Source organism: Paenibacillus sp. FSL K6-1318 (genome assembly GCF_037976905.1).
GTDB lineage: Bacteria > Bacillota > Bacilli > Paenibacillales > Paenibacillaceae > Paenibacillus > Paenibacillus amylolyticus_A.
Genome location: NZ_CP150270.1, coordinates 4,834,099 through 4,860,544 on the forward strand (window position 1 = coordinate 4,834,099; position 26,446 = coordinate 4,860,544).

Consider the following 26,446-nt stretch of genomic DNA (forward strand, 5'->3'; position numbering starts at 1 on the left):
TTGCAGTACCCAAAACAGAAAGGAGATTCAAAGCATCATATGATATTAATAAAATTCAAAAAAACAATTTTCACTCTCTTGTTGGTCAGCTTTTTAATTCCAGCATGGGACATGGGGAGCATATACGCTGAATCATCTGTCAAGACCCAGACGTATGAAGGCCTAGATGCCATGTTTGTCCTGGATGTTAGCTACTCTATGAATGAGACCGACAAAGATCGCATTGCCGAAGAAGTTATACATATGTTTATGGATATGAGTAGTGGACCTAAGACCCGATTAGGGTTTGTAGCTTATAATGATAAGATCACTTCATCCGTACCACTGATGGATATTTCATCCTCTGGTGCTCGCAATAATCTTCGTAGCCGTGTGGATGGCTTAAAACGTTCCGGATATACAGATCTCGGACTTGGCTTACGCCGAGGGGCTAGCCTGCTCGAACAATCGCAGACGGACAAACGTAAACCATTTATGATTTTGCTCTCTGACGGAGAAACGGATTTGCGAGGATCGACGAGCAGAACACCTGCTGACTCCTCCAAAGATGTGGACAAAGTTATTGAGATGGCACAACAAGCTGGTTATCCCATCTATACTGTGGGACTAAACCGCGACGGTACCGTTAACCCGGCAGAACTGGAGCGTATCGCCAAAGAAACGGGTGGTTCTTCCTTTATCACCGGCAGTGCGGACGATCTGCCTGAAATCTTCAATCGGATTTTTGCAGATCAGATTCAATCTGTTCTTGTATCTGTAGCGGCTGTAACTGCAACCGGAGCAATGCAGGAAGTAACCGTGGATATTCCTAACTCCAGCATGGCGGATGCCAACATTATCATGCTCTCTGATCATGCTGTCTCCGAAGCTCAGCTCTATTATCAGTCGAGCAATGTCAGCTTCATTCGGTCTGATAAATATGCTCTGATGAAGATCATTCGTCCGGTCAAAGGACAGTTCAAACTGAAATTCAAAGGCCGTAGCGGTGATCTGGTGAAGATTAACCTATTAGGGAACTACAACGTCTCTGCGGTCGCAAATATGGCAACGGAGCAGCCAGTCAAAGGGAAGAGCATCACATTTGAGGCATCACTCTACGATCAGACTGTGGACCCTAAACCCATTAAGGACTTGGATGTGTACAAGGGACTGGAAGCGGAACTCATTGTAACTCCATCTGATGGAAAAACAGAACGGATCCCTTTAACCAATACAGGTAGCGGATTTACGGGAAAATACACTTTTCCCAAGTCGGATCTGTACACATGGGGACTACGGATCGACGGTCCGGACTTTTATCGGGAAATTACTCCGGTTGAAGTAGACATTACGAATCAAGCACCCGTAGCCACCGGTGAATCCATGGTGTTATCCAAAGACGACAGCAATACAGATGTTGACCTGAACAACTACTTTAGGGATGCCAATAATGATCCATTAACGTATATCCTTGCAGACGGTGGAAGTGAGCGCAAACTCGGGGATGCCGTCATTGAAGGTAACCTGTTGCGATGGTCTTCTCTTCACACTGGAAGTTCAACGATCAAGGTGACAGCAACGGATTCTGAGGGAGCAAGTATAACTACAGACATTTCGTTGCAAATTCATTCTTTACGTGAAAAGGTACTGCTCTATACAGGATTGGGCCTGCTGCTTGCTGGTGCTATTTTCGCACTGTATTGGTTCGTATTGAAGCCAAAACCCGTATTTCGCGGAAGACTGGAAGGATACTTTCTAGCTACAGCGAACGGCGAGGATATTCCGGTAACCAATTGGCCTCTAACCTCATTGGAACGCCGAAAAGTAAGTCTAAGTGAACTGTTTGATCGCATGGACATCGGGGTCAAAGTACCGGAAGCGGGACGAATCTGGCTGGAAGCGGGTAAGAAAGAAACGTTATTGGTCCGCCACGATACGAATTGTACGGTTGTCCGAGGCCGAACGCCAGTGAAGCGCCGACACACGGAAGCTATGGAGTATAATGAAAAGTTGTATATTACCTTTGAGGATGGTGTTACGGAGATCGAAATTCGTTACAAAGCCATCAAACCAAGTACCAATATCTATGTAGGACAAAAGAGAGATCCACAGTAAACTACGTCTTAACGAAGTGGGAATGAAGCACGCTGATGCGAGTTCTCTCTGAAAATATAAAAGAAAACAAGCCAGCTCGTCCCCTTCAAGGGTAAGAACTGGCTTGTTTATGTTGTTCGTGCATATAAATGCTATGCTCTCATTTAAGTGCATCCACTTTATGAACTCAGGTCACGCCTGCTTACGCCGTCTCATGTTGCTTTTTCGGCTCCACTTCATAGACCTGCGTATGTTCATTTTCAGCCAAAGACCATTCCACCGTTCCAGGTTTACGCACTTTCCACACCCAGGCTTGAACTCGGAGCGAGCTTCTGACCCAGGCCAGAGAAGCACAGCGTTTCTCAGAACGCACCGACAGCCCCCAATGAATAACACGTGCAAGCCAAGGATTCACATATTCATTATGTGAACGAACAGATGGCAGTTCATCTTGGAACAACCGTTGCTTCACGTCCATTGGTGGCTGCCCGCATGTCCAATAATGGAGCAGAGCCGCAAGGCTATAGATGTCCGACATAGGTCCCTGACTGGATTTCTCCGAATAGAACTCCAGCGGAGAATAGCCTGCCGATGTAAATATCGCCTGTTTCTCTCCAGATTGCATAGGCCAACGGGTAGCTGAGCCGAAGTCCAGAAGCTTGGGTGTACCGTCCTCCATCACCATAATGTTGGAAGGTTTCACATCCCGGTGAAGAATGCCTTGCTTATGTATATAATCCAATGTATCCACCAGTGGAAGCAGCGTCTCTGTTATGAATGCAGCATCAAGCGCATGATTGTGTTCATTCAGATACTCGGTCAACGTAATCCCTGTGCAGTATTCCATAACCAGATACCCCGTATCATTCGCTTCAAAATGATCCAAATACGAAACAATATGAGGATGATCCAGTGTCGATAACAGTTCACCTTCGAGCAGAAATGCTGCTAGCAACTCCTGATATTGCCCACTATATCCCCGCGATGAACAGTAGACTCCCCGCTTGTCTGCCTGACGTTCAGCCAGTCGCAGTGGGAAGAATTCCTTAATGGCTACCTTGGCACCTGTGTTACGATCTCGCCCTGCATATACAATAGCCAACTCACTGCTGGCCAATACCTGTCTTACCTGATATGTATCATTTATAATCACATTGCGTTGCAATGCCATTTTGCAATTATCTTTTCTCATAACAGACCTCTTTTCAACCTTGTCGATCGGAAGACTTTCCGCGTAAATGCATCATTTGGTCCAGCCAGTAAGCAATTCATCGCCAACCATCTATATAAACCAAATGATGCAATTTGAAACACCCCTACGCGAAATATTTAAATATTAATGATATCAAGCTTTCTACGATCTACTTCTAATCCCTATTTACACTATTATATAGAAGAAACGGGTTCTCTTATATAGAGTATCGACACATGGGATGAATTACTTTATTAAACTGGAAAAATACATTTCTCCATTCAGCTATTACAGCTTTTTTTAATAATTCTTTTGTAAAAACTGCCCTATTTCCTCGTTCATTTGAACCAATACGTCCTGTGAAGGAAAATGTCCTGTATCATACTTGATGGCTTGAACATTGGGAATAATTTTTTGAGCCCGTTCAATACACTTATCCGCTGGGAAAAATACATCCTTCTCCCCCACCAATAACAGGGTTGGAGACGTATAGTTCACCAGTTCTTCCCGCTCCGTGAGCTTGGGCAGATCCTGATCTATACTAACGTATTTAAAAAGTTTGCCGATAATGTTTTTGTCCATTTCTTTCATGCAGTTGCACGACATGGTGTCCGTAATTTTTTGCAAAGAAGATGGTGAAGACGTCATACGGTACTTGACGAGCGGCAGGGTGATATCCTGAGCTGTTTTGATTCTGGAATTGACCGCGAGACCCGCAGGAGCAACCAATACGGAGCATGAAATACGTTCCGGAATATAAGTGGCCAATCTGAGGATAATGCCTCCTCCAAACGATGGACCGATAAACGCACTCTTTTCGATATCATAGTGATCCAGCAGATCCGACACCCATAATGCCAAACTATCAAACCGTGTCGAGATGCTGGCTTCCTCACTATAGCCGGGATGACCAATCGTATCAGGAGCAATAATCCGGTATTCTTTAAATAAGGAAGAGAACCATGACAACGTCATCGGGTTCACACAATTACCGCCCTGAAGAATAAATAGCGGCTTGCCATCTTGAGGACCTGTCAATAAAACATGCGTCTTCCCAAAACGTGTCTCCACATACTCCCGTGTAAATCCCTCACCCAACTCATTCAAATAAATCTCATACTCTTCGAGAATGCTACTCTTGCCTTCTTCACTTCTGTAAATGGAACTCATGTCTGCCTCCTGCAAAATATACTCAAATAACCCATTCTAGTGAATGGACTTGTTCATCAATGGACCAAAAAGATAAAGAGGGCCTGCAGATGACAGGCTCCTCCATATGTTTAACTAATCATATTCAGTGATTATAGAGCGGAAACTGGAAATTGTAAATATGGATTCTAATAGACAAGAAATAAAGGAGGCATCTAAAAGAAAAATGCTTACTTCCGGCCGTAATCCGCCTTGATTTCGCCCCACTGCTTGGTCTGCCATTTTAGCACTTTATTGCTGTACGTATTCGTCTGGAGCCACTGCTCCGCACGGTCAATCATCAGCCAGATCTCTTCTGTGGAGTTGTCCCGCGCTAACGTCGTGGCTACTTTTTTCTGCTTCAGCCATTTCATGGCATTGACCGAGTCAGTATACACCGTTTTGGTACTGCCTTCTTTCTTCAGATGTGCTAGAGCATGTACAATGGCCAAAAATTCGCCCAGATTGTTCGTGCCTTTGGAGATCGGTCCGACGGAGAAAATAATCTCACCTGTGCGGGTGTCTACCCCTTTGTATTCTACAGGTCCGGGGTTCCCACGTGTACCCACATCAACAGAGATGCTGTCGTAATCCACTTCCTCCGACGTTTCCATACCTGCACTTCTTCCGCTACTGGCTGACTTCGTCTTCGACGCTCCGCCCGCGCTTGAACCCCAGTTGCCTTTCCATCCGGCGCGATACGCTTCTTCTGCAGCCGCTTTGGATTCATACGATTTATATTTTGCTCCGGTAAAATGATCCGTTTGCGCTTTGCATTCCGCCCATGTGCTATATACGCCTGGCTTCTTACCTTCCCAGACAACATAGTATTTCTGTTTCGCCACTGTGACCCGCTCCTTCATTTGCTACATTCAATACCTTATTGTAAACGATTGGGAGGTCGGAATGAAAGCAGTGGTTTGTTCTTTTAAAGAAAGAAGGTTATGAAAATTCTCCTATGTTTGGAGGATCACCCCATGTCCTCAACATTTCTAAAGCTACTTCCAAAAGCTTGCTTTGATTGTTTTGCATTTGTAACTCAATGATGTGTTGATACCTAAGTATTTGTAGATCCGATAGCCTATCCATCGTTTGCTCCAATAACATGAATGACTGCGCACTCACTTCCAGACTGGAATCCCCGATAAATGGGATGATGTTCTCTATATGTAGTATGTAATCCAGGTGTTCAAGTGCGTATAACAATGTGCCTCTGCTGCCCAAAGTCTTGGGGTCCGTTATGACTTCCAATAACGGCTCGACTGCTCGATTATCTCCAATGTCAGATAAAGCGATGGCAATTTCATTTCGTAATACATTGTTTTCTGTAGATTTTAAAATTTCAATCAGAAAGGTTAATTGAGATGTATCCCTTTTCTCACCAATACATGCTACTTGTTGGATAGCACCTTCCATATCTCCTTTAGAAAGCATTTCTTGTATTATGTTCGTATACATCGTACGTAATATCACTCCTCTTTTGTTATAAGAAAAGACTACTTAAATAACATCCGTAATTTCCTTATTTTAGGATGTAGGATAATAGTCCCTTTATTATGGGACTATTTCACTTACTCCCCTTTCTTCCTTTCAATTGCATAATTCCCCCAACTCCAGAACAGCCTAATCACAGAGCATAGTGGATATAGAAAGGAATAACAACCATGGACTGGATATGGAAATCCGTTTTACTTGTACTTATCGGCATGATTCTGCTGCGAATTGCAGGACGCAAGTCGATCTCGCAGATGAGTGTCGCCACAACGGTCATCATGATTTCCATCGGAACAACGATTGTGCAGCCCATCGCGAATCATGAGCTTGGCAAAGCGATTGGATCCGCATCGGTCTTTATCGCAACATTGCTTGTGGTGGAACAACTGCAATTGAAATTTAATGTTTTTGAACGGCTAATGAGTGGCAGTTCCAAAATGGTGGTAGAGGACGGGAAGGTCATTATCCCGAATCTGAAAAGTATGCGTTATACGATGGATCAGCTTGAGATGCATATGCGGCAGAACGGAATTACAAGTGTAGACGATCTGGAGACGGCAACAGTGGAGCCCAATGGTCAACTCGGTTACGTGCTGAAACGACATGCTCGTCCCGTGACGATTGGAGATCTGGAAGAGATACTACGAAACTATACAATTACAGGTAACAGTCCAGCAACGGGAGATCAGCCGCAACAACACAACAGCAGCAAATCTTCAACGCCTAGCGATAACTCCACAGATATTTTCCAAGAAGTCAGCAAAGGTGCTCATGCTCAGCCCGTCGACCCGAAGCTTCAATAGACGCTCTCTAACCTCTCCAAAAAAACAATAGACCGGCCCTGCGAGCACGCAACAACATCGCTGCAACAGGTACGGTCTATTTTCACTTCAATTGATTATTTACAAGATTACTCCACGTCATCCAACCGAAGATATAGTCGTAATCAACGTGTACTCAGGTAAGCGATACCCAGGCCACCCGTAACCGGATTCGTATAGATTTCACAATCTACATCGAATACCTCGCCAATCATCTCGCGAGTCAGAATATCAGCCGGTTTCCCATGGACCACAATCTGGCCCTTTTTCACCACATAGAGATAATCGCAATATTCTGCGGCGAGTTCGAGATCATGCAACGCTGCCAATATGCCAATGCCGAGTCCACGGACAATATTCAGAATTTGTAGTTGGTATTTGATGTCCAGATGGTTCGTCGGCTCGTCCAGGATCAGGAATTCAGGTTGCTGTGCCAGCACACGTGCCAATACCACACGCTGTTTCTCTCCACCGGACAGAGACACGTAATTGCGATCTGCATGTCCAGTCAAATGTACTTTTTCCAGAGCCTGTTCCACGATTTCGTGGTCCCGTTCATTATCCGTCTCCAGCATTTTTTTGTGTGGGGTACGGCCCATCATGACCATCTCGCGCACCGTAAAATCAAAACTCAATTCATTAAACTGGCCGACAACGCCCATATGCCTGGAAACGAGCTTCGGGCTGGATTTGAGGATATCTGTATGATCCAGAAAAACCTTACCCTGCTGCGGTTTGATCACTTTATAGATGCTCTTGAGCAGCGTTGACTTGCCACAACCATTCGGTCCGATGAGTCCGACGAACTGCTTGCCGTTCACCTGTAATGAAATGTCCTTGATGATGTCCGTGTTCAGCACAGAGATGGATACATTTTCTACGTTCAGTTTCATGGTTAATTTCCTCCAAAACCGTAGCCTTTTTTGACCAGCATATACATAAACATCGGCGCACCAATCATGGCTGTAATAATCCCGATCGGTAACTCCACACTGGATATGAGGGATCGTGCGATCACGTCCGTCCAGATGAGGAAAATGGCTCCAAACAGTACGGATACAGGCATCACTTTACGATGGTCGGAACCCACCAGACCTCTGACGATATGCGGAATAATGAGTCCGACAAAACCAATCATGCCACAGCTCGCCACCATGACGCCTGTCACCAAAGCGGTTAACAACATGTATACTCTACGGTACACACTCAGATTAATGCCCAGTGTAACGGCTGCTTCATCCCCCAATAACATCGTATTGAGAACTCTCGACTGCAACAGGAAGAATAGAATCGCTACCAGCACAACGATACCAACCAGCGGAAGCTTGTTCCATCCAGAAGCCGCAAGGCTGCCCATGGTCCAGAATGTCACCGTTTTGATGCCTTCAGCATTGTTGGCAAAATAAATAATGAAGTTCGAAAAAGCGCTGCATAGCGCGTTAATCACCATTCCGGCAAGCACCAGCTTGACCGACGTCATTTTACCCCGAATCCCTGCCAAAGCCAGGACCAGTAATGACGCACCCATCGCACCGGCAAAAGCCCAGAAAGCCACCCCCGTCTGACCCAACCAGCCAATGGCACCGAAGCCAATGAGAATTGCAAAAGTCGCTCCAAGTGAAGCGCCTGAGGAAATCCCCAGTATGTAAGGATCAGCTAGTGGATTCTGCACAGCAGCTTGCATCACAGCACCGCACAAGGCCAAGCCTGCACCGATAAACATCGCCATCAGCACCCGCGGGAAACGAATCTGCCAAATGATATCGGTAAAGGAGCCCGCTTCAATTGGTGTTGCCCCCCACTGAAATCCCGTTATTTTGTATAAAAGAATACGATATGACTCCGCCAGCGGAATACGGACCTGTCCAATGGAAACCGCAATACCTACAGAAATAATCGTGATCATGATTAAAGCTGCAATCAGTAAAGCAAACCCGGATTTACTATGAATCAAAGACTCTCTTTTCCCCATGCGCTGTGTCTGAACCTGAACCGTCTGTGCCATCTCTTCCCCCATCAATTCGCGTAAAATGTAGAACAAATTAAATTTAGCTATTTACAATGTGTTTTCTCGGATTATAATTGAGAATGATTATCTTTGTCAATTTAAAACACATAGAAAAGAGGTTCATCGTTTAATGAAATTCTCATCCAGAACCATTGGCTTCGCTGCTCTAAGTCTCCTGTTACTGCTGCTTGCAGCCTGCTCGAATGCTTCAACTTCTTCCCCTGCCGAAGAAACAACTTCAACAACGAGCACGACAGAAATTTCAGCTCCTGCTGAGAATACCAATAAAACGACGTACCCGCTCACCATTGACAATTTCACGATCTCGGGTGAGGGCGGCGAGTGGAAACCCAAAGTGCAAGTATTCGATAAAGCACCTGAACGTGTTGTTGCGAATACCCAATCTGCGGCTGAGATGCTCATCAAATTAGGTCTGACTGATAAAATGGTCGGTGTTGCTGCTCTATACGGTTCCGTTACACCGGATGTGGCTGATGATTTCGCCAAAATTCCGGTATTGTCCAAGGATTATGTCGGTAAAGAGCTGGTTGTAGGTGCAAGCCCGGATCTGGTACTCGGACGGGGTGACCTATTCGCTGATGCAGACTGGGGTGTGGGTACCGTCGATGGATTAAATGACATGAATATCCGCACGTTCCTGCAAACGACGAATCACAAAGGCACACTCGACAGCCTGTATAGCGATATTGCACAACTTGGGCAGATCTTCGATGTTCAAGAAAATGCCGCAACATTCACGGAAAGTCTGAAGACTCGTGTTGCAGCCATTAAGGCAAGTGTAGCCGATAAGCCTGAGCATACTTTTGCCTACATCGTACCCGCTACGGAAGACACCATTACCGTAAGCAGCATGCAGAACGATACGTATCAGCTTGATGCACTCGGCCTGTTGAAGCTGAAAAATACATTTGATGGTGTGCAAGGTGAAGTTAGTGTAGAGCAGCTGATCACAGCGAATCCTGACTACCTACTCTTGTCCGCGTATGCTGGTTCACCGGATATCGACAAGCTGATTCAGAATCTGTATGCCAACCCTGCCCTGCAAAGTATGAACGCAATCAAAAACAAACAGATCTATGTCACAGATTTCAGCCAGTTCTGGGGGTATGGATATCAAATTCTGGATGGTATTGAGAAAATGGGACAGGAAATGAGTGCCAATCCAATCAAGTAGTAACTGGAACAAAGGAGCAGGAGAAGAAATTCTCACTGCTCTTTTGCTATACTGCGCATGCAATAAATTATGGATCAAAGCTTGACATTAGTTTGATAACAAACTATATTACACATATGAAAACAAGAGACGCTATTTCACTCATATCCAAAATTAAAGAGAGGGTCAACCGCTTCATCCTGGCCGAGATGGCTGAGCAGGGAATCCAGGATCTCGCTACGTCCCATGGGGATATTATCTATGCCCTGTACAACAATCACAGGATGACCATGGCTGAAATCGCCAAAAAAATTGGCAAGGATAAATCCACGGTGACTGCACTTGTGGACAAATTGGTGCGCACAGGATACGTCGTCAAAGAGCGTGATGCAACAGATTCACGCGTTGTTCATGTCGCTTTGACTGCAAAAGGCGAACAATTAAAGCCGGTCTTTGAAGAGATATCGCAGCGCATGCTGGACGTGTTCTATGCGGACGTTACGGAAGCGGAGAAAAAAGAACTGCTGCGAATTTTAATGAAAATTCATGGCAACTTCTAATTTTTTTTGGAGAAATAGTTTGATATCAAACTAATAGCTTAGAGGAGGTTTTTGGTATGACGGACTACACTCGATTGTTACCGGAACATGAGGTAAAGAAGATCGGAGAACATGATTTACACTTGGAAATATTCCAAGGAACCCCGCCTCATGACGAAGAAACAACGACCAAGAAGCCCCCACTGCTGTTCGTTCACGGTGCATACACAGGCAGCTGGATGTGGAGCAAATATATCCCCCACTTTGTCCAGCACGGTTGGACCTGTTATGTCATGAACTTGAGAAGTCATTACATGAGTCGGGTCATGGACATGACAAAGATTACGTTTGACGATTATTTGGAGGATATTCGTGAAGTATTAGCCGGGATCAACGAACCTCCCGTTCTTATTGGCTTCAGCATGGGCGGGATTCTCAGTCAAAAGATTGCAGAAGCCGCTACTCTGGCAGGCCTAGTTGTAATTGACTCCAGTATAAGCAAGGAAGTTCATGGGTTAATCCCCTACCCGGAAAGCAATCGTATCACACCTGGGATCATCATGCCTGCACCTGTCCGTGATGAACTGACCAGTATAGATGAGACGGCAGAAGACATTGCTTTTCAGCGGAAATATCTGCAAACGGAGTCTGCCAAGGCATTTGCTACCTTTTCAGTTTTGTGTGGAGCCGATGGAGTATCCATTAATGGCGACCTGATCCATTGCCCCAGTTTGGTAATCAAGGCTGTTTCCTGTGAAGACGAAGATCAGAGAGGCCAATTAACTGCCAAGCAGCTCGGCGCTGCATATGCCGGACTGTGGGATACGACCCATACGGGTTTGCTGGTAGGCCAACGTTACATGGAATCTGTCAAGCTCATCCTTGAATGGATGAACAGACAGCATCCTTTTGATTTAACGGAAAAACGTACAAAATAAAATAAATATCATGTTAATGCCTCTTTCTCACCTTTAATTCTGTATGCAAAAGTTTATTTTTTTCAGATAAGCTTATATGCATAGTTCCGGATAGAATTAAATGATAAGAAAAGAGGTTTTTATTCATGGCCATTCACACATCCCTCCCCAAGCAAAGGGAGCTGTCTTCCATATCTTCAGAACGCCTTCCGTGGGCGGGGCTACTTGCTTTAGCCATGGCTGGATTTATTTGCATCCTTACCGAAAGCTTGCCTGCGGGACTGCTGCCTCAAATTGCAAAAGACTTGGGGGTCACAGAAGCCCTCACCGGACAGTTAGTGACTCTTTATGCCATTGGATCACTTATTGCTGCCATTCCCTTGACTACTGCTACACGTGGATGGAGACGCCGACCTCTACTGCTGGTATGCATTGGCGGCTTTCTTGTCTTTAACACCGTTACCGCCTTATCCTCAGATTATATCCTGACACTTGCTGCTCGTTTTATGGCTGGGGTCTCTGCGGGTGTGTTATGGGGAATGACAGCAGGTTATGCTCGTCGGATGGTCCCTGATTCGTTAAAAGGCAAGGCCATGGCCGTGGCTATGGTCGGCACACCGGTGGCGTTAGCCCTTGGTGTCCCGATAGGCAGTTTTCTCAGTTCTTATATCGGCTGGCGCCTCATCTTCGGGATTGTATCTCTTCTGACCGCAGCTTTAATCGGGTGGATTCTCTGGAAAATGCCGGATTTTGCAGGAGAAACGGCTGGGGAACGTCTTCCGCTGCATAAGGTGTTTTTAATTCCCGGAGTTAGGCCCATTCTGTTTGTTGTTCTGGCTTGGATGCTTGCGCATAATATCCTTTACACCTATATTTCTCCCTACCTTGCCCAGACCGTATTTGCTAACAGAGTAGATTTGATTTTGCTCATTTTCGGCATCACTTCCATTGTGGGAATCTGGTTAACCGGAATGCTCATTGACCAATTTTTGCGAAGATTAGTGATTATCAGTCTGACAGCATTCGCGCTGGGGTCTGTCGTGATGGGAATCGGTACTGATCAACCTGTGATGATTATTCTTGGCATCATGATCTGGGGAATTACGTTTGGTGGGGCTGCCACCCTACTACAAACTGCCATTGCTCAAGCGGGAGGCAAAAGTGCGGATGTCGCCCAATCGATGCTGGTTACAGCATGGAATCTGGCCATTGGCGGAGGAGGCATCATCGGGGGCATCCTTCTTGAAGTATTTGGAGCAGGATACCTTGCCGGATCGCTGTTTATCTTGCTCATACCTGCATTGCTCGTAGCTATACGGTCTTATAAATATGGATTTCCCAAAGTAACGTAACAGGAAGGCATTTGCATGAGACACACCATGAGTTACACACAAAAGAGGAGTTCACTTGATGTGGACTCCTCTTCTGCTTTTCATTGTAAAGACCAGAATCTTATTCAGCCTGTGCCAGGAGATTCGGTCCTTCCATGAGATTTTTATGTGCAATCGGAGAAGACATCGTAATCAAGGTCATATACGTACCGTACGGGTCACACTTGTTCTCGAACTCTTCAAGTCCCTGGATCGTGTCTGTAAGGATTTTCAGCAAGTAATTGTACTCCCCGCTTATCCGATAACATTCCACAACTTCAGGTGACGCACGACAGAAATCCAGGAAAGGATAACAATCCCGTGTACGAAAAAGAACATAGGCTGTGCTCTGCTTGCCCAATTTGGAGGGGGAGATCACGGTTCGATATTCCTCGATGATTCCCTTTTCTTCCATTCGCTTGACTCGTTCAGTAACGGCGGGCTGAGATAACCCCACCAATTTTCCTAACTCGGTCATGGATAATCTCGCCTGGTTCTCCAAGTGAAACAGAATATGCTGATCAATTTCGTCCATGTAATGCACTCCTTTAAAACTATAAAATATGATTAAATATTACCTTAAATATATTCGCTAATTAATCATAATACCTTTAACACCTTATGTGATACAAGGTAAATCATTTATATAATATACACAGTTATCACGAGAAATCAAATACATCAGTTGGTGAGAGGAAGATAAGCATGAGAAAAAAAGACATGACGACATTGCATAATTATGTGGATGAAGCCATTGACCGCGCTCTAAGCGAAAAAAGAATCGTAGGAACAGTTGTACAAGTTGCTTTAAGAGGGGAACTGATATACAGCCGGGCTGCTGGTTTCGCGGACAGGGAGCAAAAGCGCAGCATGTCGGAAAACGCTCTGTTTCGACTTGCTTCCGTAACCAAACCTATTGTCTCGACAGCAGCTCTGGCATTAATCTCACAAGGAAAGCTGAGTCTGCATGATCCGGTGACACGCTGGCTTCCTGCATTCCGGCCCAAACTTGCTAATGGTCAGGACGCTTTAATATCAGTACATCAGTTGATGACACACACCGCAGGCTTGACATACCGTTTCTTCCAAGAAGATCAGGGAACCTATGAGCTCGCAGGAGTATCGGATGGAATGGATTGGTCTGAAATTAGTCTAGAGGAGAATCTGCAGAGGCTGGCTTCTGCTCCTCTTCTGTATGAGCCAGGCAACATGTGGAGATATTCCATTGCGACAGATGTACTTGGTGCCGTTATCGAAAAGGTAACTGGGATGTCACTACGAGAAGCTGTCCAAACGCTGGTTACTCATCCACTCCACATGACCGACACTGACTTTGTTGCGGTAGATTCGGAACGATTGACAGCTGCATATGCTAATGGTTCTGAAGAACCGCGTCTTCTTCATAATCAATTGGAGCAGGTTCCTTTTATTGAAGGTACTGCCGGTTTTCGGCTTGCCCCCAACCGTGCAAATCAACCTTCAGCTTATTCATCAGGCGGAGCGGGTATGATTGGAAGTACCGGAGATTTTCTCACTTTACTTGAGACATTGCGACAAGGGGGACAGCCTATTCTTACGGAAGCTGTTGCCACCGAGATGGCCACGAATCAAATCCGTGAACTCGTCATGCCGTATTGGCCAGGAAGAGGGTTTGGCCTTGGTTTTACCCTACTTAAAGATCCTGTTGCAGCTGGTACACCGGAATCCCCGGGTACGTGGCGGATGGGTGGAACCTACGGCCATTCCTGGTTTGTTGATCCAAAAGAAGAACTTAGTGTTGTCGCATTCACCAATACGGCACTTGAAGGAATGTCGGGCCAGTATACCACTGATATCTGTGATGCCATCTATGCGAGCATTCGTGAAGGCAAAGAGGCTGCAAGAATTTAACCAACATCAAGACCCGCCCAATCCGATTGGGCGGGTCTACTTGTTAACAAAGCCAAGTTCTACTCTCTGCTACTGCGCAAGTTTCTCTTTTTGAGGAGGTAAATCCCTGCAACCAGGATAAACCACACCGGCGTGACAAATAACGCCACTCGCGTGTCTTCAGCCAATGCCAATACCACCAGTACAAACGCGAGAAAAGCCAAAATCAAATAGTTCGAGAACGGATAAAGCGGCAGTTTGAAACGGCTGCGACTCGCAAGTTCCGGCTGAGTACGACGATATCGGAGATGACAGATCACCATGATGCCCCAAACAAAGATGAAGCATACAGTCGACACACTCGTGATCAGCGTAAACACGCCCTCTGGCATGATATAGTTCAACACAATCGCGATCAAAATAACAATCGTGGAGAAAAATAACGCGTTAGAAGGTACTTTCCTTTTATTCAGTCGTGCAAATGACTCAGGCGCGTTGTGATCTTTTGCCATGGAGAACACCATACGGCTTGTACTGAAAATGGCACTGTTACAAGCCGATGCTGCGGACGTCAGTACCACGAAATTCACAATTCCGGCGGCGGCCGCAATACCTACAGCTGCAAACACTTGTACAAACGGACTTTCAGTAGGCACTATAGCGTTCCACGGGTAGATACTCATAATAATCAGCAATGCGCCAACATAGAAGAGCAAGACCCGAATCGGAATCTGGTTAATCGCTCTCGGAATAACCTTCTCCGGGTTCTCCGTTTCCCCTGCTGTCAGTCCCACCAGTTCCATGCCTACAAAGGCGAATACCACCATCTGGAACGATATGATGAACCCATGCAGTCCATTCGGGAACCATCCCCCATGACTCCACAGATTGGTGAAACTTGCTGGACCTTGATCCGTGGTAAAGCCTTTAAAAATCATATATAAACCAACAACAATGAGTGCCAGAATGGCCACGACTTTAATTAAAGCAAACCAGAATTCCATTTCACCAAACAGCTTGACCGTCGCCAAGTTCATAATTAGCAAAATGACCAACGCAATTAACCCCGGCATCCACTGAGGTACATTTGGAAACCAAAACTGCGTATACAATCCAACAGCCGTAATATCGGCCATGGCAATGGAAATCCAACAGAACCAGTAGGTCCACCCTGTAATAAATGCCGCCATATTTCCCAGGTAATCACGCACAAAATCGACAAAGGAATGATACTTCAAGTTGCTAAGCAGCAGCTCCCCCAATGCACGCATGATCAGGAACAATACAACACCCGTTATAATGTAGGCCAGCAAAATGGATGGCCCTGTTAGTTGGATCGTTTTGCCTGCTCCGAGAAACAGACCTGTACCAATCGCCCCTCCAATTGCCATCAGCTGCACGTGCCTGTTTTTTAATCCCCTTGTTAACGTTTCTTCCTGCATGGTAAACCACCACTCTCTTTCTGCAAATGCTCTCTACGATGAAAAATAATATTAATCATCATATAATAGTTTGCCCAGAATACATATCCCTCTTTTATATATTTTTTTCACAGCAAAGAAGGCATCTTTGTGCAAGGTGCCCTCTGGTTTTGTACATATGTACGATCCCTCGTTATCTCATATCATGCTGATCATACATACCTAATGAAATATATTAAAATATAAACCAAACATAGAACGGAAACGACTAAAAAGGCAATCGCCAATGAACGTTCGGTTTTCCAAACTCGAATAGCATTACCAACACTAATCATCAATAGCGCAAGCAAGTTAATATTACCCGAGTTTGATTGAAACATGTTAAAAACAATCATCATAAATCCTACGATCCAGATTAACAAAAACCACAGTGGAGTTTTCTGAAAAAGCTGCTTCATTATGATTTACTCCTTATATATTAAATTGGTCTATTTACAAGATATTCTTGGAATGGAAATTACTTTATTTAGGTCATAATCCCAAATAATTAATATTATTTAGACCCAATTTTAAGTATCTTCACAGTAAAAAGGGCTCCCAATAAAGGCGCCCTCTGGTGTGTCCAGCTATTATTTTTGCTTGTAAAATTCATGATACAGCTTCATTAACGCCCGTTTCTCAATCCGCGATACATAAGAGCGTGATATGCCCAGTTCCTTGGCAATCTCGCGTTGGGTGCGCTCTTCCCCGCCTGCTTCCAAGCCGAATCGACCAATCACAACTTCCTTCTCCCGATCATCCAGGATGTCGAGATTGCGATAAATTTTGCTTTTTTCAATCTTGAGCTGCACTTTATCTACAACGTCGTCGGCTTCTGTTCCGAGGATATCGATCAGCGTAATTTCGTTACCTTCTTTGTCCGTACCAATGGGGTCATGCAGGGATACGTCTTTACGTGTTTTCTTTAGGGAACGCAAGTGCATAAGTATCTCGTTTTCAATACATCTTGCTGCAAACGTAGCCAGTTTGGTTCCTTTGCCTTGTTGAAAACTTTCGATCGCCTTGATCAAACCGATGGTTCCGATGGAAATCAGGTCTTCCTGATCTTCGCCAGTATTATCGAACTTCTTGACGATATGCGCGACGAGGCGCAGATTGTGTTCAATGAGCAAATTGCGGGAGTGGGCATTGCCTTCAGCCATAAGGCGTAAATGTTTGGCTTCATCATCCTCAGCCAGTGGCTGGGGGAACGCATTATTTTTGACATACGAGACGAGTAACGTTAACTCTTTAATGAATAGAGCAATTGCGGTAAACAATCCGGGCACAGATGACACCTCCTGCAGTTTTACAACGATCTGGCCTGAGCACGTGGGGGAACAGGGTCGATCTATTGTATGTAGGCAGGGGCCCAGAAGTGCACGTACACTTGAAAAAGAGGATGATCTTGCGAAGATTTCATACACTCACGGTAACAATCGAACCCACCTTCTGAAGAAGGAGAAATTCTTTCTCGACACTTTGAATAAAATATGTTTTCTCGCCAAATAGGACGACATCATTCTCGGCTAATGGAACATCGCTTTTGAAATAAATGAAATTATCGGTTTCCCGAAACGCACCTTTGTAGTAAAACATAATACCCCTCTCCCACTAATCGATATTTAGAAAAAAACCTCCACTCCCACATGTTGATGCAGGAGCAAAGGCCTCACATTCCAATTTCTAATTCACCGGAGCTGGCTCCACAGCGTCCGGGAATTCCGGCAAGCGCTGTCTGCGCTCCATCGCCAAACTGATGAACAACCCTAGCAAGCCTAACCCGGCAATTACTGCTGCATACAAAGGTACGGATATAAGTCCCGTATGAGTAATTGCATACCCGCCCAGATAGGCACCGCCTGCATTCCCCAGGTTAAATGCGGAGTGACTTGAGGTTGTCGCCAGCAGCGGCGCTTCACGGGTCATATTCATGATTCGAATCTGCAATCCTGGCATAATACCAAAGGCCGCAACACCCCAGAAGAATATAGTGATGACCGCGAGATAAGGATTGTCCAGCGTAAGCGTAAGGACTGCCAGAAGAACCGCCAAGATCCCAAAGTTGACGATCAGTGAAGGCATCAGCTTCCAGTCCGCCAGACGACCGCCAACCATGTTACCCAAGGTAACGCCGAAGCCGAACAGTACCAGAATCCAAGTCACATTCTGCTCGGCAAAACCACTGATGTCCACAAGCATCGGCGTAATGTACGTAAATACGGCGAAGAGACTGCCACAGCCCATCGCGCCAACGAGCAGGATCAATAATACTTGTGGGCGCACCAGATTCCGGAACTGCTGTCCGAGGTTAGCAGGTGCACCTTGAGGCAGAACAGGAATGAAACGAATGATACCAATTAACGAAATGATGCCCAAAATCGTAATCGCCCCGAAAGATGACCGCCATCCGAGCTGCTGTCCGATAAATGTACCAAACGGAACACCAATGATGTTGGCAATCGTAAGCCCTGCGAGAACAACGGATACTGCTCCTGCCCTTCTCTCGGGTGCAACGAGCCGCGTTGCCATGATTGAACCTACACCTAGGAACGTACCATGGGCAAATGCCGTTAATATCCGTGCCGAGATTAATAACCCGTAGGTGGGAGCAATGACAGACAAGGCGTTACCGATAATGAAAATGCACATCAGCAGCACCAGCAGTTTCTTCTGCGGAATCTTGTGTGTAAACACGGTCAATATCGGCGCACCCACCGCTACACCAAGCGCATATCCCGTAATGAGTTGTCCTGCCTGCGGAATACTTACATTCAGGTCTGTCGCTACATTAGGCAGTAAGCCCATAATAATAAATTCAGTCATACCAATTGCAAAAGCGCCTATCGTCAGGCATAACAGGGATAATGGAAATGCCCCTCTTTTACCCGACTGTGAAGCCTGTGGTTCTGTTGTGTGTCCTGTGGTGCTCATAGATGTTCTCTTCTCCTGTCTCTTTATCAACGATTTTCTGTCGCCTTCAACCACAAGGCATCTGTTAATTGATCAAACGTTTCACGCATAGCCAGCTTGTCCCGCCAGTGTGCCGGAATGCCGCTTAGCCCGTAATAAGCACCTGCAATTTGTCCGTACACCGCACCCGTGGTATCCGCATCATCACCCAGATTAACAGCTAGCAACGCGCCTTCCTCAAGGCTTGAGGACTTATGGAACGCCCATAATGCTGCTTCAAGTGAACGAACCACATAGCCACTGCCCTTGATTTCAGGCGGTTCTTTGCTCTGATACGAACCCATGACAACCTCTTCAATTGCGGGTGAAAAAGCAGGCTCTTCCCTCCACTGTCGGCATGTCTCCGGCATCAGCATGACGTTCTTGTCCGCTCCGCGCAGTCCAGCAACAAGTATCGCAGCCAGAACCTCACATGCTTCCACACTTTCCGTTGCTGCATGTGTTGTACGGGAGCTCAGCGCTGCATAATGAACCGCCTCCTTCGGATGATTGGCGTACGCCAACGCGACAGGCGCAAGTCTCATAATAGAGCCATTGCCCGCTGTCATCGGGTCGTCTGATCCGCTGTAGGCTTCTCCAGTTAATTCAAATCTCTCCAACGCATTTCGTGTGGCCCCGCCGATGTCAAAGCAGTCGCCTGTGCTGCTCATATACCCCACCTTGTACCAATTGGTATATCTGCGCATCTGATCCGCGGGATCGAAGTTTTCATTGCGTACCAGACTTTCTGCCAGACACAAAGCCATGGATGTATCATCTGTCCACTGCCCGGCCTCAAGCCCGAATACGCCGCCTCCCACAATATCGGTAACAGGTTCGAACGTACCCGGACTACTGAATTCAACCGTAGTTCCCAACGCATCACCCGCTGCAAGCCCGATGAAGCAGCCATAGAAACGGTCCTTTTGCAGCATCTTTGTGTTCCTCCCTTACTCCATATACTTTCAGAATCTTTCTTTCATTTTCCCATATGACTTCATCCGGCGTAAAGCTAATAAATTCAATAATTCGAGTTCCATTTCTTCTATTATAAAAGTGTCGAAAGCTGTTGAACGGTCAGTTCATTCAATTTTCATAAAAAAAGTTTTATTTTTTTGAACTGAAAAAACGGTTTATTCAGTACACCGCTTACATGTAAAGGGCTTAACGGTTTGCAACGTTTATCATTTTCAGAAAACAAGTCATTCATGTGAAAATTTTCAATGTAAACAATCATGACGCGCTTGACCCTTCAGTTTGTCCTATGTTACGGTTTTATTAGCTTCAACGCATATTTTTTCCCAAATTAATATTCATTTTCGCCCTACTGCGTCAACTAACATCCCGCAGGTTAATGAATATACGGGAATGAATTTGCAGAAAACTTTCACTTTGTTTTATCCCCAAACTAATTCTGAAACAGGAGGAACAAATTTATGATTAAGGCACTGGTGTTTGATTTCGACGGAACGATTATTGATACAGAGACAGCATGGTATATTGCTTTTCGTGATGCTTACAAGGAACACGGCGTGGATTTAACCCTGGAGATGTATTCACAATGCATCGGTACCAGTCTGAAAACATTTAATCCATATGAGTACCTCATCACAGATTTGAATCTTCCGATTGATCGGGAAGCGTTCAGGGAATCCGTTCAGTTGCAGCATGCTGCATTGATGAACAAAGAGGTGGTTCGTCCAGGCATTCAAGAATATCTTGATCAAGCACGTGAAGCCGGACTAAAACTGGCTGTGGCCTCTAGCTCCAAAAGAGAGTGGGTCGAACAGCATCTGGAACAACTGAAACTGAAAGATTATTTTGAAGTCATCCGTACGGCAGATGATGTTGCGAATGTTAAGCCTGACCCGGAACTTTACAATCAAGCGCTTGAAGCCCTTGGAGTAACTGCAGACGAAGCCGTAGCGATTGAGGATTCACCTAACGGCGCGCGTGCAGCTGCTGCGGCTGGTATGCACTGCGTAGTCATCTCGAATACCATCACGGGAACATTGGAATTCGATATGCCTCACCAACGGCTGTCTTGCTTGACCGACCTCGCATTTAACGATTTGATTTCGAAGCCACTCGTCACTACCGTCTAAGGTCTGCACGAATTTCGCGATTTAATCCTTAAAGGGGGAGTTCACACATGAAAGCTGTACATTTTGGTGCGGGCAATATAGGCCGCGGTTTTATCGGTCATATGTTGTCCGCTTCCGACTACGAAGTCTGCTTTGTCGCACGTAACCCGAAGAAGATCTCCATGCTGCAAGAGAGACAGGAATATCCGATTACCCTGGCAAATAGGGATCAGGATACAACGATTGTCAACAACGTGACTGCCATCAATGTGAGTGAAGAGGATCGTGTTGCGGAAGAGATCGCTTCAGCCGATCTGATCACAACCGCCGTGGGTGTATCTGCACTCGGCGATATCGCTGAGCCGATCGCCAAAGGCATTCAACTTCGCATGAAAAACAATAATCAGGCGCCGCTGCATATTATCGCTTGCGAGAACGCCATCGGTGGCAGCACCCGACTGAAGAAACGCATCTATCCATTCCTGGATGAACCAACCCGTAATAAAGCCGAACGTTATGTTTCTTTCCCCAATGCAGCTGTGGACCGGATTGTTCCGGCTCAAAATCACAAGGACCCGCTGCAGGTCACTGTTGAACCTTTTTACGAATGGGTCGTTCATCGTCCAGCACTTCTGGATGGTTTTAAGAAAATAGATGGCGTCCACTATGTGGATTCGCTTGAACCTTATATTGAGCGTAAAATGTTCACGGTAAATACAGGCCACTGTGTCGCCGCATACTTCGGCTATCTCGAAGGATTCAAGACGATCCGCCAGGTGATGAGTAATTCCACCCTGCGGGCCAAGGTGCGCCATGTTATGGAAGAGACCGGTCAGATGCTCATCCAGAAGCACGGATTCAACGCTCAGAAGCATAACAAATATATCGACACCATACTGGAGCGTTTCGCCAATCCCAACCTGACGGATCAGGTTACCCGGGTCGGACGTTCCCCCCTTCGCAAGCTTTCGCCTCATGATCGGCTTGTTCGCCCAGCGATGCAGGCCAGTGAATTCGGATTTGAAATTCCTCATTTAACTTCTGCTATGGCGGCCGCAATGCTGTTCAATGACGAACGCGACGAGGAAGCCATGAAGCTCCAATACATGATTCGCGAAGAGGGTGTCTCCACCTTCATCCGTGAACGCATGGGAATTCCCGACGAACATCCCGTTCATCAGAATGTCATCGCCCGCTATCAAGAACTGAGAGGGCGCAAGGAATCGACTATACTAACCTGATATGATCTATTAGGGTTACTGGTGCGATCCTGCAAACTGAATAGAAGCATGGCCAAGAAGCCGGGAAGAACCTATGCATCAGCATTGTTCCTTCCGGCTCTTTGTCTTTGCACGGCACGGTACACTCTGTAATGTAGTAACCCCGTCAATAAAAACAGCGCATCTCCTTTCTCAAGGAAACACGCTGTTTAATGGGGGCGTTTTAACTTACTTTATCGTTTGGCTTAGGCGTGTAGCTCATCCATTTTCTACTCATTCATGATGGAGTTAAGGGACGCATATGCCATAGGCAGGAAACCTTCGGACGGTTCACCAATCGGTGCATGGATGTGGAAAACAAAACCATTGCCATCCAGTTCCTTAACAATAAAGTACTCTGTTTTCTTATCATTCTGGGACATCATGTACAGTTGTGCACCCTTCATCGGCCCATTGCTGAGTTGTTCAGCCGTTAATTGCTTCACTTCCCCGGTTTCGGACAAATCTTCCTTGGCATCCATCTTCAGCGCATCCAGATTGTAATCTGCCGGCAGCTTCTCAATCTCTACCTCATAATCCGGATCAATCTTCATCGATAATTCCTGGTCTTCCGCGTCAAAAGCCATCGGTTCAAATACATAAAGTGAATAACCTTTCGCTTGTGCCAGTTTCACTGGGCGCTTCTCGGTCATTCCTTCTACCGTTACTTCCAGCTCTGCCGTCTTCGGACGATCGGACGTTACAGTACCGCCTGCATTGGAACCGTTATTGTCATCACTTGATTCGATTTTTGCAATCTCAGTGAGGAGCAGCTGTTTCGTTGTTGCATCAATGGTTTTCTCTACATATTTGAAACGAACGGAATCTTCGTCATCGATATCATCCAGTGACTTCTGCAGATTTTCGCCCACCTGGAATGACATCGGTTCTTCATTCACTCGAATCTCGACGGTGTGCGGATCAGCCCATCCGGTCAGAATACCTTCGGCTTCTATTGCAGCACTTTCATTCGGCTGTTGCTCCGGTGCGGGTGACTGTTCTTCCGTATTATTCACTAGTGGCTGTGTAGCAGGACTGCTGTTCCCACAGGCCACAAGCGAGAATCCCATAAGTAAAACCAGTAGTGATGTACTGACTTTCATTGTATTTCCTTTTCGCATATGAACACCTCCGTTAGCTTATACGCAATGATGCTTGTCCATGTTGCTTCTCATCCATTGGCTTGGCTGTATACTAGTACTTACACGGGAGACAGGCGGCTCAATCATGCAAAATGTCTGAATGGTTGCTCAGATCCTCTGCTCAGCTGGCCTGATCCATCTGTACCAGTTTCGCATTGGCTCCGTTAAATGCTTTGGTCTGCAGGTTGAATTGCTTTCGGAATTCAGTAAGCTGCGCATATTCGCTATTCCGTACCCGGATGGCTCGCTTGATCTTAACCAGATTAGGTTCCGCACTTTCTCTCATCAGGCCATATAACTGCTCATCTGCATTCAGACTCTGCTGATACGAAGCCACGAAATTTTCAAATGCACGTGCTCTTGCTTCATATTGATCCAACACCTTCTCAGCCTGGGCCAACGTTTCTTCATTTTCAAATGATAGTTCTTTCAATGAACTCCGCAGGGCCACCGTCTTCTCGTTGGTTTGTTTCATGGCCTCTTCCGCCTGAATTAACAACGTTCTTCGTTCATGAATATGCTCTGCTGCCTGATCCAGAAGTGCTTCGAGATCACTGTTTTTATTTTTGCCTTTGTCTAAAATAGTCTTGTATAACTTCATGTCTTCCTGCTCATGACCGGTCAGTGCCTTCAAACTCTGGTCGATCCCCTGTCCTCTGAGCACCAGTTGGTTTACCTGATTTGCCGCAGGCTCCTGCGGCTCTCCACAACCACTTGCCAGCAGCATTAGCAATACGCTAACTGCCGCAAGCGCCACTTTTTTACTCGTTAGCACCCAAGCCCTTCCTCTCTTGCATCATCTTGTTGTTATATTACAAGCGGCTATCTCCGCTAAAATTGGCTACCCAATGCGCATCCGGATCGTATACTTCGAACTCGTAGCCCCGGTCTTCCAGCAGTTTCAGAATACGTGGCAAAGCCTGAACCGTCTGCTCGCGCTCATGCATAAGAATCACTTCCTTATCCCGATGCACACTTTTGCTCACGCGAGCCACAATCTTATCCGGCTGACCAGGAAGATTCCAATCGAGTGAATCTGTCGTCCAGTCCCACATTTTGAACCCGGCTGCCGCAATGTCACCTCTAAACGTTTCACCGATCTGTGGGCTGCTGCCATAAGGTGCACGAATAAGATGAGGTGTAAAACCGATCAGGTCCTGCACCATCTTCTGCTCCTTTTTAAACTCTTTCACAAAGTTTGCAGAGCTGCCGCTCTTATACAGCTTTTTATAGTTATGCGTCATACTGTGGAGTCCAGGATAACTACCTTCCTTCAACAGCCGTTTCACTGCATCAGGATGCTGATTCAACTGACGTCCGATCATGAAAAAGGTAGCTTTCGCCTCATGCTGCTTCAATATATCCAGCAGTTGTTCTGTATATTCAGTTGGCCCATCATCGAACGTTATGTATGCCAATTTGCGAACCTGGCCCTGGAACCGTGCCGGCTCCTCCTTCGCATCCGGAGTAACTTGTATCATGCCGAGCTTGGCGGGCTGTTCGATTACAGTAATCGGAGGCGGCGCCACAACGCTTTTGATCCAATACGTCATGCCAAGGAATACATATGTAATACCGGTAACGAACAGTACCAGGAGCATTAGAGCTATGCTAATCCTTCCATACCGGATTTTTCTTCGTTTATGTGTTTTCGTGCGACTTGTGCTAGGCGGAATACTGCCACGTTCTCCCGCTCTCTCTTGTTGGACTCTCACTGTCATGCCACTTCCTTACTTTCATTTTTTCCCGATTATTGGTATATTATCTCGTTTCATGTCTCTATATAGAAGATTAATAGAAAAATGGATCGGGAGAATGACAGAATAGTTACAAGCCCGGTTACAATCTACTTATCTCTTCGTTCTCTTTATCTTTCCTGCGGTTACCTTCTCCTGTATAATGAAGTGATTTACGCCATCAGACTTCAAGAAGGAGCTACACCCATGACAAGCTTGAACCGTGCCGGCAGATCCATCTATCTGCTGTTCTTTGTCGGCATTATCGCCATTTCTTTTTCTTCGATCTTTGTACGCTGGTCTACCGCAGATGTTGCGGTCATTGCCATGTACCGTCTATTTCTGACCAATCTGCTGATGTTGCCTTTTGTCTGGAAATACAGACATGAGATGATGCGGCTGAGCTTACGGCAGTGGGGCTTGCTGCTTGCATCCGGTGTGATGCTGGCCCTTCATTTTCTGCTCTGGATGGGTTCGCTGCGGCTCACCAGTGTTGCCAGTTCCACCGTTATTCTCGCGCTGGAGCCTATACTGATTCTTGCCGGTTCGGTATGGCTGTTCAAAGCCAAAATTAATCGCATGATGATCATCGGCATGGGCATCGCCCTGCTCGGGTCAATCGTCATTGGTGCAGGAGATTTCCAGTTAGCAGGCACTGCACTGCAAGGTGATGTGCTGTCTTTGCTTGGCACAATCGCAGTCGCCGTTCATATGCTGCTGGGTCAATTTTTGCGAGCGGGACTTAGTGCATTTTCGTATAACTTCTGGGTGTTCTTCGTGGCTGCTTGCACGCTGGCGGTATATAATCTGATCATGGGCCATCCGTTCGGGGGCTATGCTGCGTCAGAGTGGGGAATCTTCCTGCTGCTCGCCATTGTGCCAACGATCTTTGGACATTATCTCTTCAACTGGCTGCTTCAATATATGAATGCCACGACGGTATCCATGGGCGTACTCGGGGAGCCCGTATTCTCTTCTTTGCTGGCCTGGATGCTGCTCGGCGAATCCCTCAGTGCTTTACAGATGTTTGCCGGGGTCGTCATTATATTCGGGGTATGGATCTTCATTCGATATGGCAAAACCAAACCTCAACCCATTCCTGCCGATGCTCCTATCACTGGCAAAGGGCCTGTTGAACCTACAGTGGTGTAACTTGCGTTTGTATTAG

General features: G+C 46.1%; 25 protein-coding genes. 10 read left to right on the plus strand and 15 right to left on the minus strand.

Annotation, left to right across the window (positions count from 1 at the left end; all coding sequences use genetic code 11):
• Positions 1–39 precede the first annotated feature (39 nt).
• Positions 40–2,094, plus strand: a complete 2,055-nt coding sequence (locus NYE45_RS21455; protein WP_340013893.1) for a vWA domain-containing protein — start codon at positions 40–42, stop codon at positions 2,092–2,094.
• Positions 2,095–2,275: 181 nt separating this feature from the next.
• On the opposite strand, the gene NYE45_RS21460 is transcribed toward NYE45_RS21455, so the two are convergent.
• From NYE45_RS21460 to NYE45_RS21475, 4 genes are all read right to left on the minus strand, one after another.
• Positions 2,276–3,265 (minus strand): serine/threonine-protein kinase, encoded by a 990-nt coding sequence (locus NYE45_RS21460; protein WP_264928184.1) that lies wholly within the window; start codon positions 3,263–3,265, stop codon positions 2,276–2,278.
• 300 nt (positions 3,266–3,565) lie between these two features.
• A complete protein-coding gene (locus tag NYE45_RS21465; RefSeq protein WP_340013894.1) occupies positions 3,566–4,435 on the minus strand; it encodes an alpha/beta hydrolase in 870 nt (289 codons plus the stop codon).
• A 209-nt stretch (positions 4,436–4,644) separates the two neighbouring features.
• Complete coding sequence (locus NYE45_RS21470) at positions 4,645–5,298, minus strand: ribonuclease H family protein (protein ID WP_340013895.1); 654 nt, start codon at positions 5,296–5,298, stop codon at positions 4,645–4,647.
• 97 nt (positions 5,299–5,395) lie between these two features.
• A complete protein-coding gene (locus tag NYE45_RS21475; protein ID WP_340013896.1) occupies positions 5,396–5,911 on the minus strand; it encodes a HEAT repeat domain-containing protein in 516 nt (171 codons plus the stop codon).
• 206 nt (positions 5,912–6,117) lie between these two features.
• Between NYE45_RS21475 and NYE45_RS21480 the strand changes: the two genes are divergently transcribed.
• Positions 6,118–6,750 carry a DUF421 domain-containing protein gene (locus NYE45_RS21480; RefSeq protein ID WP_340013897.1) on the plus strand — a complete coding sequence of 211 codons (633 nt, stop codon included), beginning with the start codon at positions 6,118–6,120 and terminating at the stop codon, positions 6,748–6,750.
• A gap of 143 nt (positions 6,751–6,893) precedes the next feature.
• Here NYE45_RS21480 and NYE45_RS21485 read toward each other — a convergent pair whose 3' ends face one another.
• Positions 6,894–7,661 carry an ABC transporter ATP-binding protein gene (locus NYE45_RS21485; RefSeq protein WP_340013898.1) on the minus strand — a complete coding sequence of 256 codons (768 nt, stop codon included), beginning with the start codon at positions 7,659–7,661 and terminating at the stop codon, positions 6,894–6,896.
• A gap of 2 nt (positions 7,662–7,663) precedes the next feature.
• Entirely contained in the window at positions 7,664–8,740 is a 1,077-nt protein-coding gene (locus tag NYE45_RS21490) for an iron ABC transporter permease (protein ID WP_340017418.1), read from the minus strand.
• Positions 8,741–8,906: 166 nt separating this feature from the next.
• On the opposite strand from NYE45_RS21490, the gene NYE45_RS21495 reads away from it, so the two are divergent.
• From NYE45_RS21495 to NYE45_RS21510, 4 genes are all read left to right on the plus strand, one after another.
• On the plus strand, positions 8,907–9,971 hold the full coding sequence (locus tag NYE45_RS21495) for an ABC transporter substrate-binding protein (RefSeq protein ID WP_340013899.1): 1,065 nt from the start codon (positions 8,907–8,909) through the stop codon (positions 9,969–9,971).
• Between the two features lie 116 nt (positions 9,972–10,087).
• Positions 10,088–10,510 (plus strand): MarR family transcriptional regulator, encoded by a 423-nt coding sequence (locus NYE45_RS21500; RefSeq protein WP_340013900.1) that lies wholly within the window; start codon positions 10,088–10,090, stop codon positions 10,508–10,510.
• Positions 10,511–10,566: 56 nt separating this feature from the next.
• The gene (locus NYE45_RS21505) at positions 10,567–11,427 is read left to right on the plus strand and encodes an alpha/beta fold hydrolase (RefSeq protein WP_340013901.1); all 861 of its coding nucleotides are present in this window, start codon (positions 10,567–10,569) and stop codon (positions 11,425–11,427) included.
• Positions 11,428–11,552: 125 nt separating this feature from the next.
• A complete protein-coding gene (locus NYE45_RS21510; RefSeq protein ID WP_340013902.1) occupies positions 11,553–12,758 on the plus strand; it encodes an MFS transporter in 1,206 nt (401 codons plus the stop codon).
• Between the two features lie 100 nt (positions 12,759–12,858).
• Here the strand turns inward: NYE45_RS21510 and NYE45_RS21515 are convergent, their stop codons facing one another.
• Positions 12,859–13,311: an Lrp/AsnC family transcriptional regulator gene (locus tag NYE45_RS21515; RefSeq protein ID WP_340013903.1), complete on the minus strand. Its 453-nt coding sequence runs from the start codon at positions 13,309–13,311 to the stop codon at positions 12,859–12,861.
• 170 nt (positions 13,312–13,481) lie between these two features.
• Here NYE45_RS21515 and NYE45_RS21520 point away from each other — a divergent pair, with 170 nt between their 5' ends.
• A complete protein-coding gene (locus NYE45_RS21520; RefSeq protein ID WP_340013904.1) occupies positions 13,482–14,666 on the plus strand; it encodes a serine hydrolase domain-containing protein in 1,185 nt (394 codons plus the stop codon).
• A gap of 59 nt (positions 14,667–14,725) precedes the next feature.
• On the opposite strand, the gene NYE45_RS21525 is transcribed toward NYE45_RS21520, so the two are convergent.
• The 5 genes from NYE45_RS21525 to NYE45_RS21545 all read right to left on the minus strand — a co-directional run bounded on the left by NYE45_RS21525 (position 14,726) and on the right by NYE45_RS21545 (position 19,992).
• Positions 14,726–16,087 (minus strand): amino acid permease, encoded by a 1,362-nt coding sequence (locus tag NYE45_RS21525; RefSeq protein ID WP_340013905.1) that lies wholly within the window; start codon positions 16,085–16,087, stop codon positions 14,726–14,728.
• Between the two features lie 608 nt (positions 16,088–16,695).
• Complete coding sequence (gene sigK / locus NYE45_RS21530; protein ID WP_062329827.1) at positions 16,696–17,394, minus strand: RNA polymerase sporulation sigma factor SigK; 699 nt, start codon at positions 17,392–17,394, stop codon at positions 16,696–16,698.
• 130 nt (positions 17,395–17,524) lie between these two features.
• Positions 17,525–17,704 (minus strand): hypothetical protein, encoded by a 180-nt coding sequence (locus NYE45_RS21535; protein ID WP_340013907.1) that lies wholly within the window; start codon positions 17,702–17,704, stop codon positions 17,525–17,527.
• Positions 17,705–17,791: 87 nt separating this feature from the next.
• Entirely contained in the window at positions 17,792–19,039 is a 1,248-nt protein-coding gene (locus NYE45_RS21540; RefSeq protein ID WP_340013908.1) for an MFS transporter, read from the minus strand.
• 26 nt (positions 19,040–19,065) lie between these two features.
• Positions 19,066–19,992, minus strand: a complete 927-nt coding sequence (locus NYE45_RS21545) for an ADP-ribosylglycohydrolase family protein (RefSeq protein ID WP_340013909.1) — start codon at positions 19,990–19,992, stop codon at positions 19,066–19,068.
• Between the two features lie 501 nt (positions 19,993–20,493).
• Between NYE45_RS21545 and NYE45_RS21550 the strand changes: the two genes are divergently transcribed.
• Positions 20,494–21,162 carry an HAD-IA family hydrolase gene (locus tag NYE45_RS21550; RefSeq protein WP_062835621.1) on the plus strand — a complete coding sequence of 223 codons (669 nt, stop codon included), beginning with the start codon at positions 20,494–20,496 and terminating at the stop codon, positions 21,160–21,162.
• A 47-nt stretch (positions 21,163–21,209) separates the two neighbouring features.
• Positions 21,210–22,382: a mannitol-1-phosphate 5-dehydrogenase gene (locus tag NYE45_RS21555; protein ID WP_340013910.1), complete on the plus strand. Its 1,173-nt coding sequence runs from the start codon at positions 21,210–21,212 to the stop codon at positions 22,380–22,382.
• A 248-nt stretch (positions 22,383–22,630) separates the two neighbouring features.
• On the opposite strand, the gene NYE45_RS21560 is transcribed toward NYE45_RS21555, so the two are convergent.
• The 3 genes from NYE45_RS21560 to NYE45_RS21570 all read right to left on the minus strand — a co-directional run bounded on the left by NYE45_RS21560 (position 22,631) and on the right by NYE45_RS21570 (position 25,263).
• The gene (locus NYE45_RS21560) at positions 22,631–23,521 is read right to left on the minus strand and encodes a hypothetical protein (protein WP_340013911.1); all 891 of its coding nucleotides are present in this window, start codon (positions 23,519–23,521) and stop codon (positions 22,631–22,633) included.
• A 142-nt stretch (positions 23,522–23,663) separates the two neighbouring features.
• Complete coding sequence (locus tag NYE45_RS21565) at positions 23,664–24,317, minus strand: YkyA family protein (protein ID WP_340013912.1); 654 nt, start codon at positions 24,315–24,317, stop codon at positions 23,664–23,666.
• 37 nt (positions 24,318–24,354) lie between these two features.
• Entirely contained in the window at positions 24,355–25,263 is a 909-nt protein-coding gene (locus NYE45_RS21570; RefSeq protein ID WP_340013913.1) for a polysaccharide deacetylase family protein, read from the minus strand.
• Positions 25,264–25,485: 222 nt separating this feature from the next.
• Here NYE45_RS21570 and NYE45_RS21575 point away from each other — a divergent pair, with 222 nt between their 5' ends.
• Positions 25,486–26,430 (plus strand): DMT family transporter, encoded by a 945-nt coding sequence (locus NYE45_RS21575; protein WP_340013914.1) that lies wholly within the window; start codon positions 25,486–25,488, stop codon positions 26,428–26,430.
• Positions 26,431–26,446 lie beyond the last annotated feature (16 nt).

What these genes read in the sequence shown, in the direction of transcription:
- NYE45_RS21575 (WP_340013914.1), top strand. Translation starts at nt 25,486, where the DNA reads ATGACAAGCTTGAACCGTGCCGGCAGATCCATCTATCTGCTGTTCTTT.
- NYE45_RS21560 (WP_340013911.1), bottom strand. Translation starts at nt 23,521, where the DNA reads ATGCGAAAAGGAAATACAATGAAAGTCAGTACATCACTACTGGTTTTA.
- NYE45_RS21475 (WP_340013896.1), bottom strand. Translation starts at nt 5,911, where the DNA reads ATGTATACGAACATAATACAAGAAATGCTTTCTAAAGGAGATATGGAA.
- NYE45_RS21480 (WP_340013897.1), top strand. Translation starts at nt 6,118, where the DNA reads ATGGACTGGATATGGAAATCCGTTTTACTTGTACTTATCGGCATGATT.
- NYE45_RS21520 (WP_340013904.1), top strand. Translation starts at nt 13,482, where the DNA reads ATGAGAAAAAAAGACATGACGACATTGCATAATTATGTGGATGAAGCC.
- NYE45_RS21495 (WP_340013899.1), top strand. Translation starts at nt 8,907, where the DNA reads ATGAAATTCTCATCCAGAACCATTGGCTTCGCTGCTCTAAGTCTCCTG.
- NYE45_RS21510 (WP_340013902.1), top strand. Translation starts at nt 11,553, where the DNA reads ATGGCCATTCACACATCCCTCCCCAAGCAAAGGGAGCTGTCTTCCATA.
- NYE45_RS21525 (WP_340013905.1), bottom strand. Translation starts at nt 16,087, where the DNA reads ATGCAGGAAGAAACGTTAACAAGGGGATTAAAAAACAGGCACGTGCAG.
- NYE45_RS21545 (WP_340013909.1), bottom strand. Translation starts at nt 19,992, where the DNA reads ATGCTGCAAAAGGACCGTTTCTATGGCTGCTTCATCGGGCTTGCAGCG.
- NYE45_RS21570 (WP_340013913.1), bottom strand. Translation starts at nt 25,263, where the DNA reads ATGACAGTGAGAGTCCAACAAGAGAGAGCGGGAGAACGTGGCAGTATT.
- NYE45_RS21550 (WP_062835621.1), top strand. Translation starts at nt 20,494, where the DNA reads ATGATTAAGGCACTGGTGTTTGATTTCGACGGAACGATTATTGATACA.
- NYE45_RS21485 (WP_340013898.1), bottom strand. Translation starts at nt 7,661, where the DNA reads ATGAAACTGAACGTAGAAAATGTATCCATCTCTGTGCTGAACACGGAC.
- NYE45_RS21455 (WP_340013893.1), top strand. Translation starts at nt 40, where the DNA reads ATGATATTAATAAAATTCAAAAAAACAATTTTCACTCTCTTGTTGGTC.
- NYE45_RS21505 (WP_340013901.1), top strand. Translation starts at nt 10,567, where the DNA reads ATGACGGACTACACTCGATTGTTACCGGAACATGAGGTAAAGAAGATC.
- NYE45_RS21540 (WP_340013908.1), bottom strand. Translation starts at nt 19,039, where the DNA reads ATGAGCACCACAGGACACACAACAGAACCACAGGCTTCACAGTCGGGT.
- NYE45_RS21555 (WP_340013910.1), top strand. Translation starts at nt 21,210, where the DNA reads ATGAAAGCTGTACATTTTGGTGCGGGCAATATAGGCCGCGGTTTTATC.
- NYE45_RS21535 (WP_340013907.1), bottom strand. Translation starts at nt 17,704, where the DNA reads ATGTTTTACTACAAAGGTGCGTTTCGGGAAACCGATAATTTCATTTAT.
- NYE45_RS21500 (WP_340013900.1), top strand. Translation starts at nt 10,088, where the DNA reads ATGAAAACAAGAGACGCTATTTCACTCATATCCAAAATTAAAGAGAGG.
- NYE45_RS21460 (WP_264928184.1), bottom strand. Translation starts at nt 3,265, where the DNA reads ATGAGAAAAGATAATTGCAAAATGGCATTGCAACGCAATGTGATTATA.
- NYE45_RS21490 (WP_340017418.1), bottom strand. Translation starts at nt 8,740, where the DNA reads ATGGGGAAAAGAGAGTCTTTGATTCATAGTAAATCCGGGTTTGCTTTA.
- NYE45_RS21515 (WP_340013903.1), bottom strand. Translation starts at nt 13,311, where the DNA reads ATGGACGAAATTGATCAGCATATTCTGTTTCACTTGGAGAACCAGGCG.
- NYE45_RS21465 (WP_340013894.1), bottom strand. Translation starts at nt 4,435, where the DNA reads ATGAGTTCCATTTACAGAAGTGAAGAAGGCAAGAGTAGCATTCTCGAA.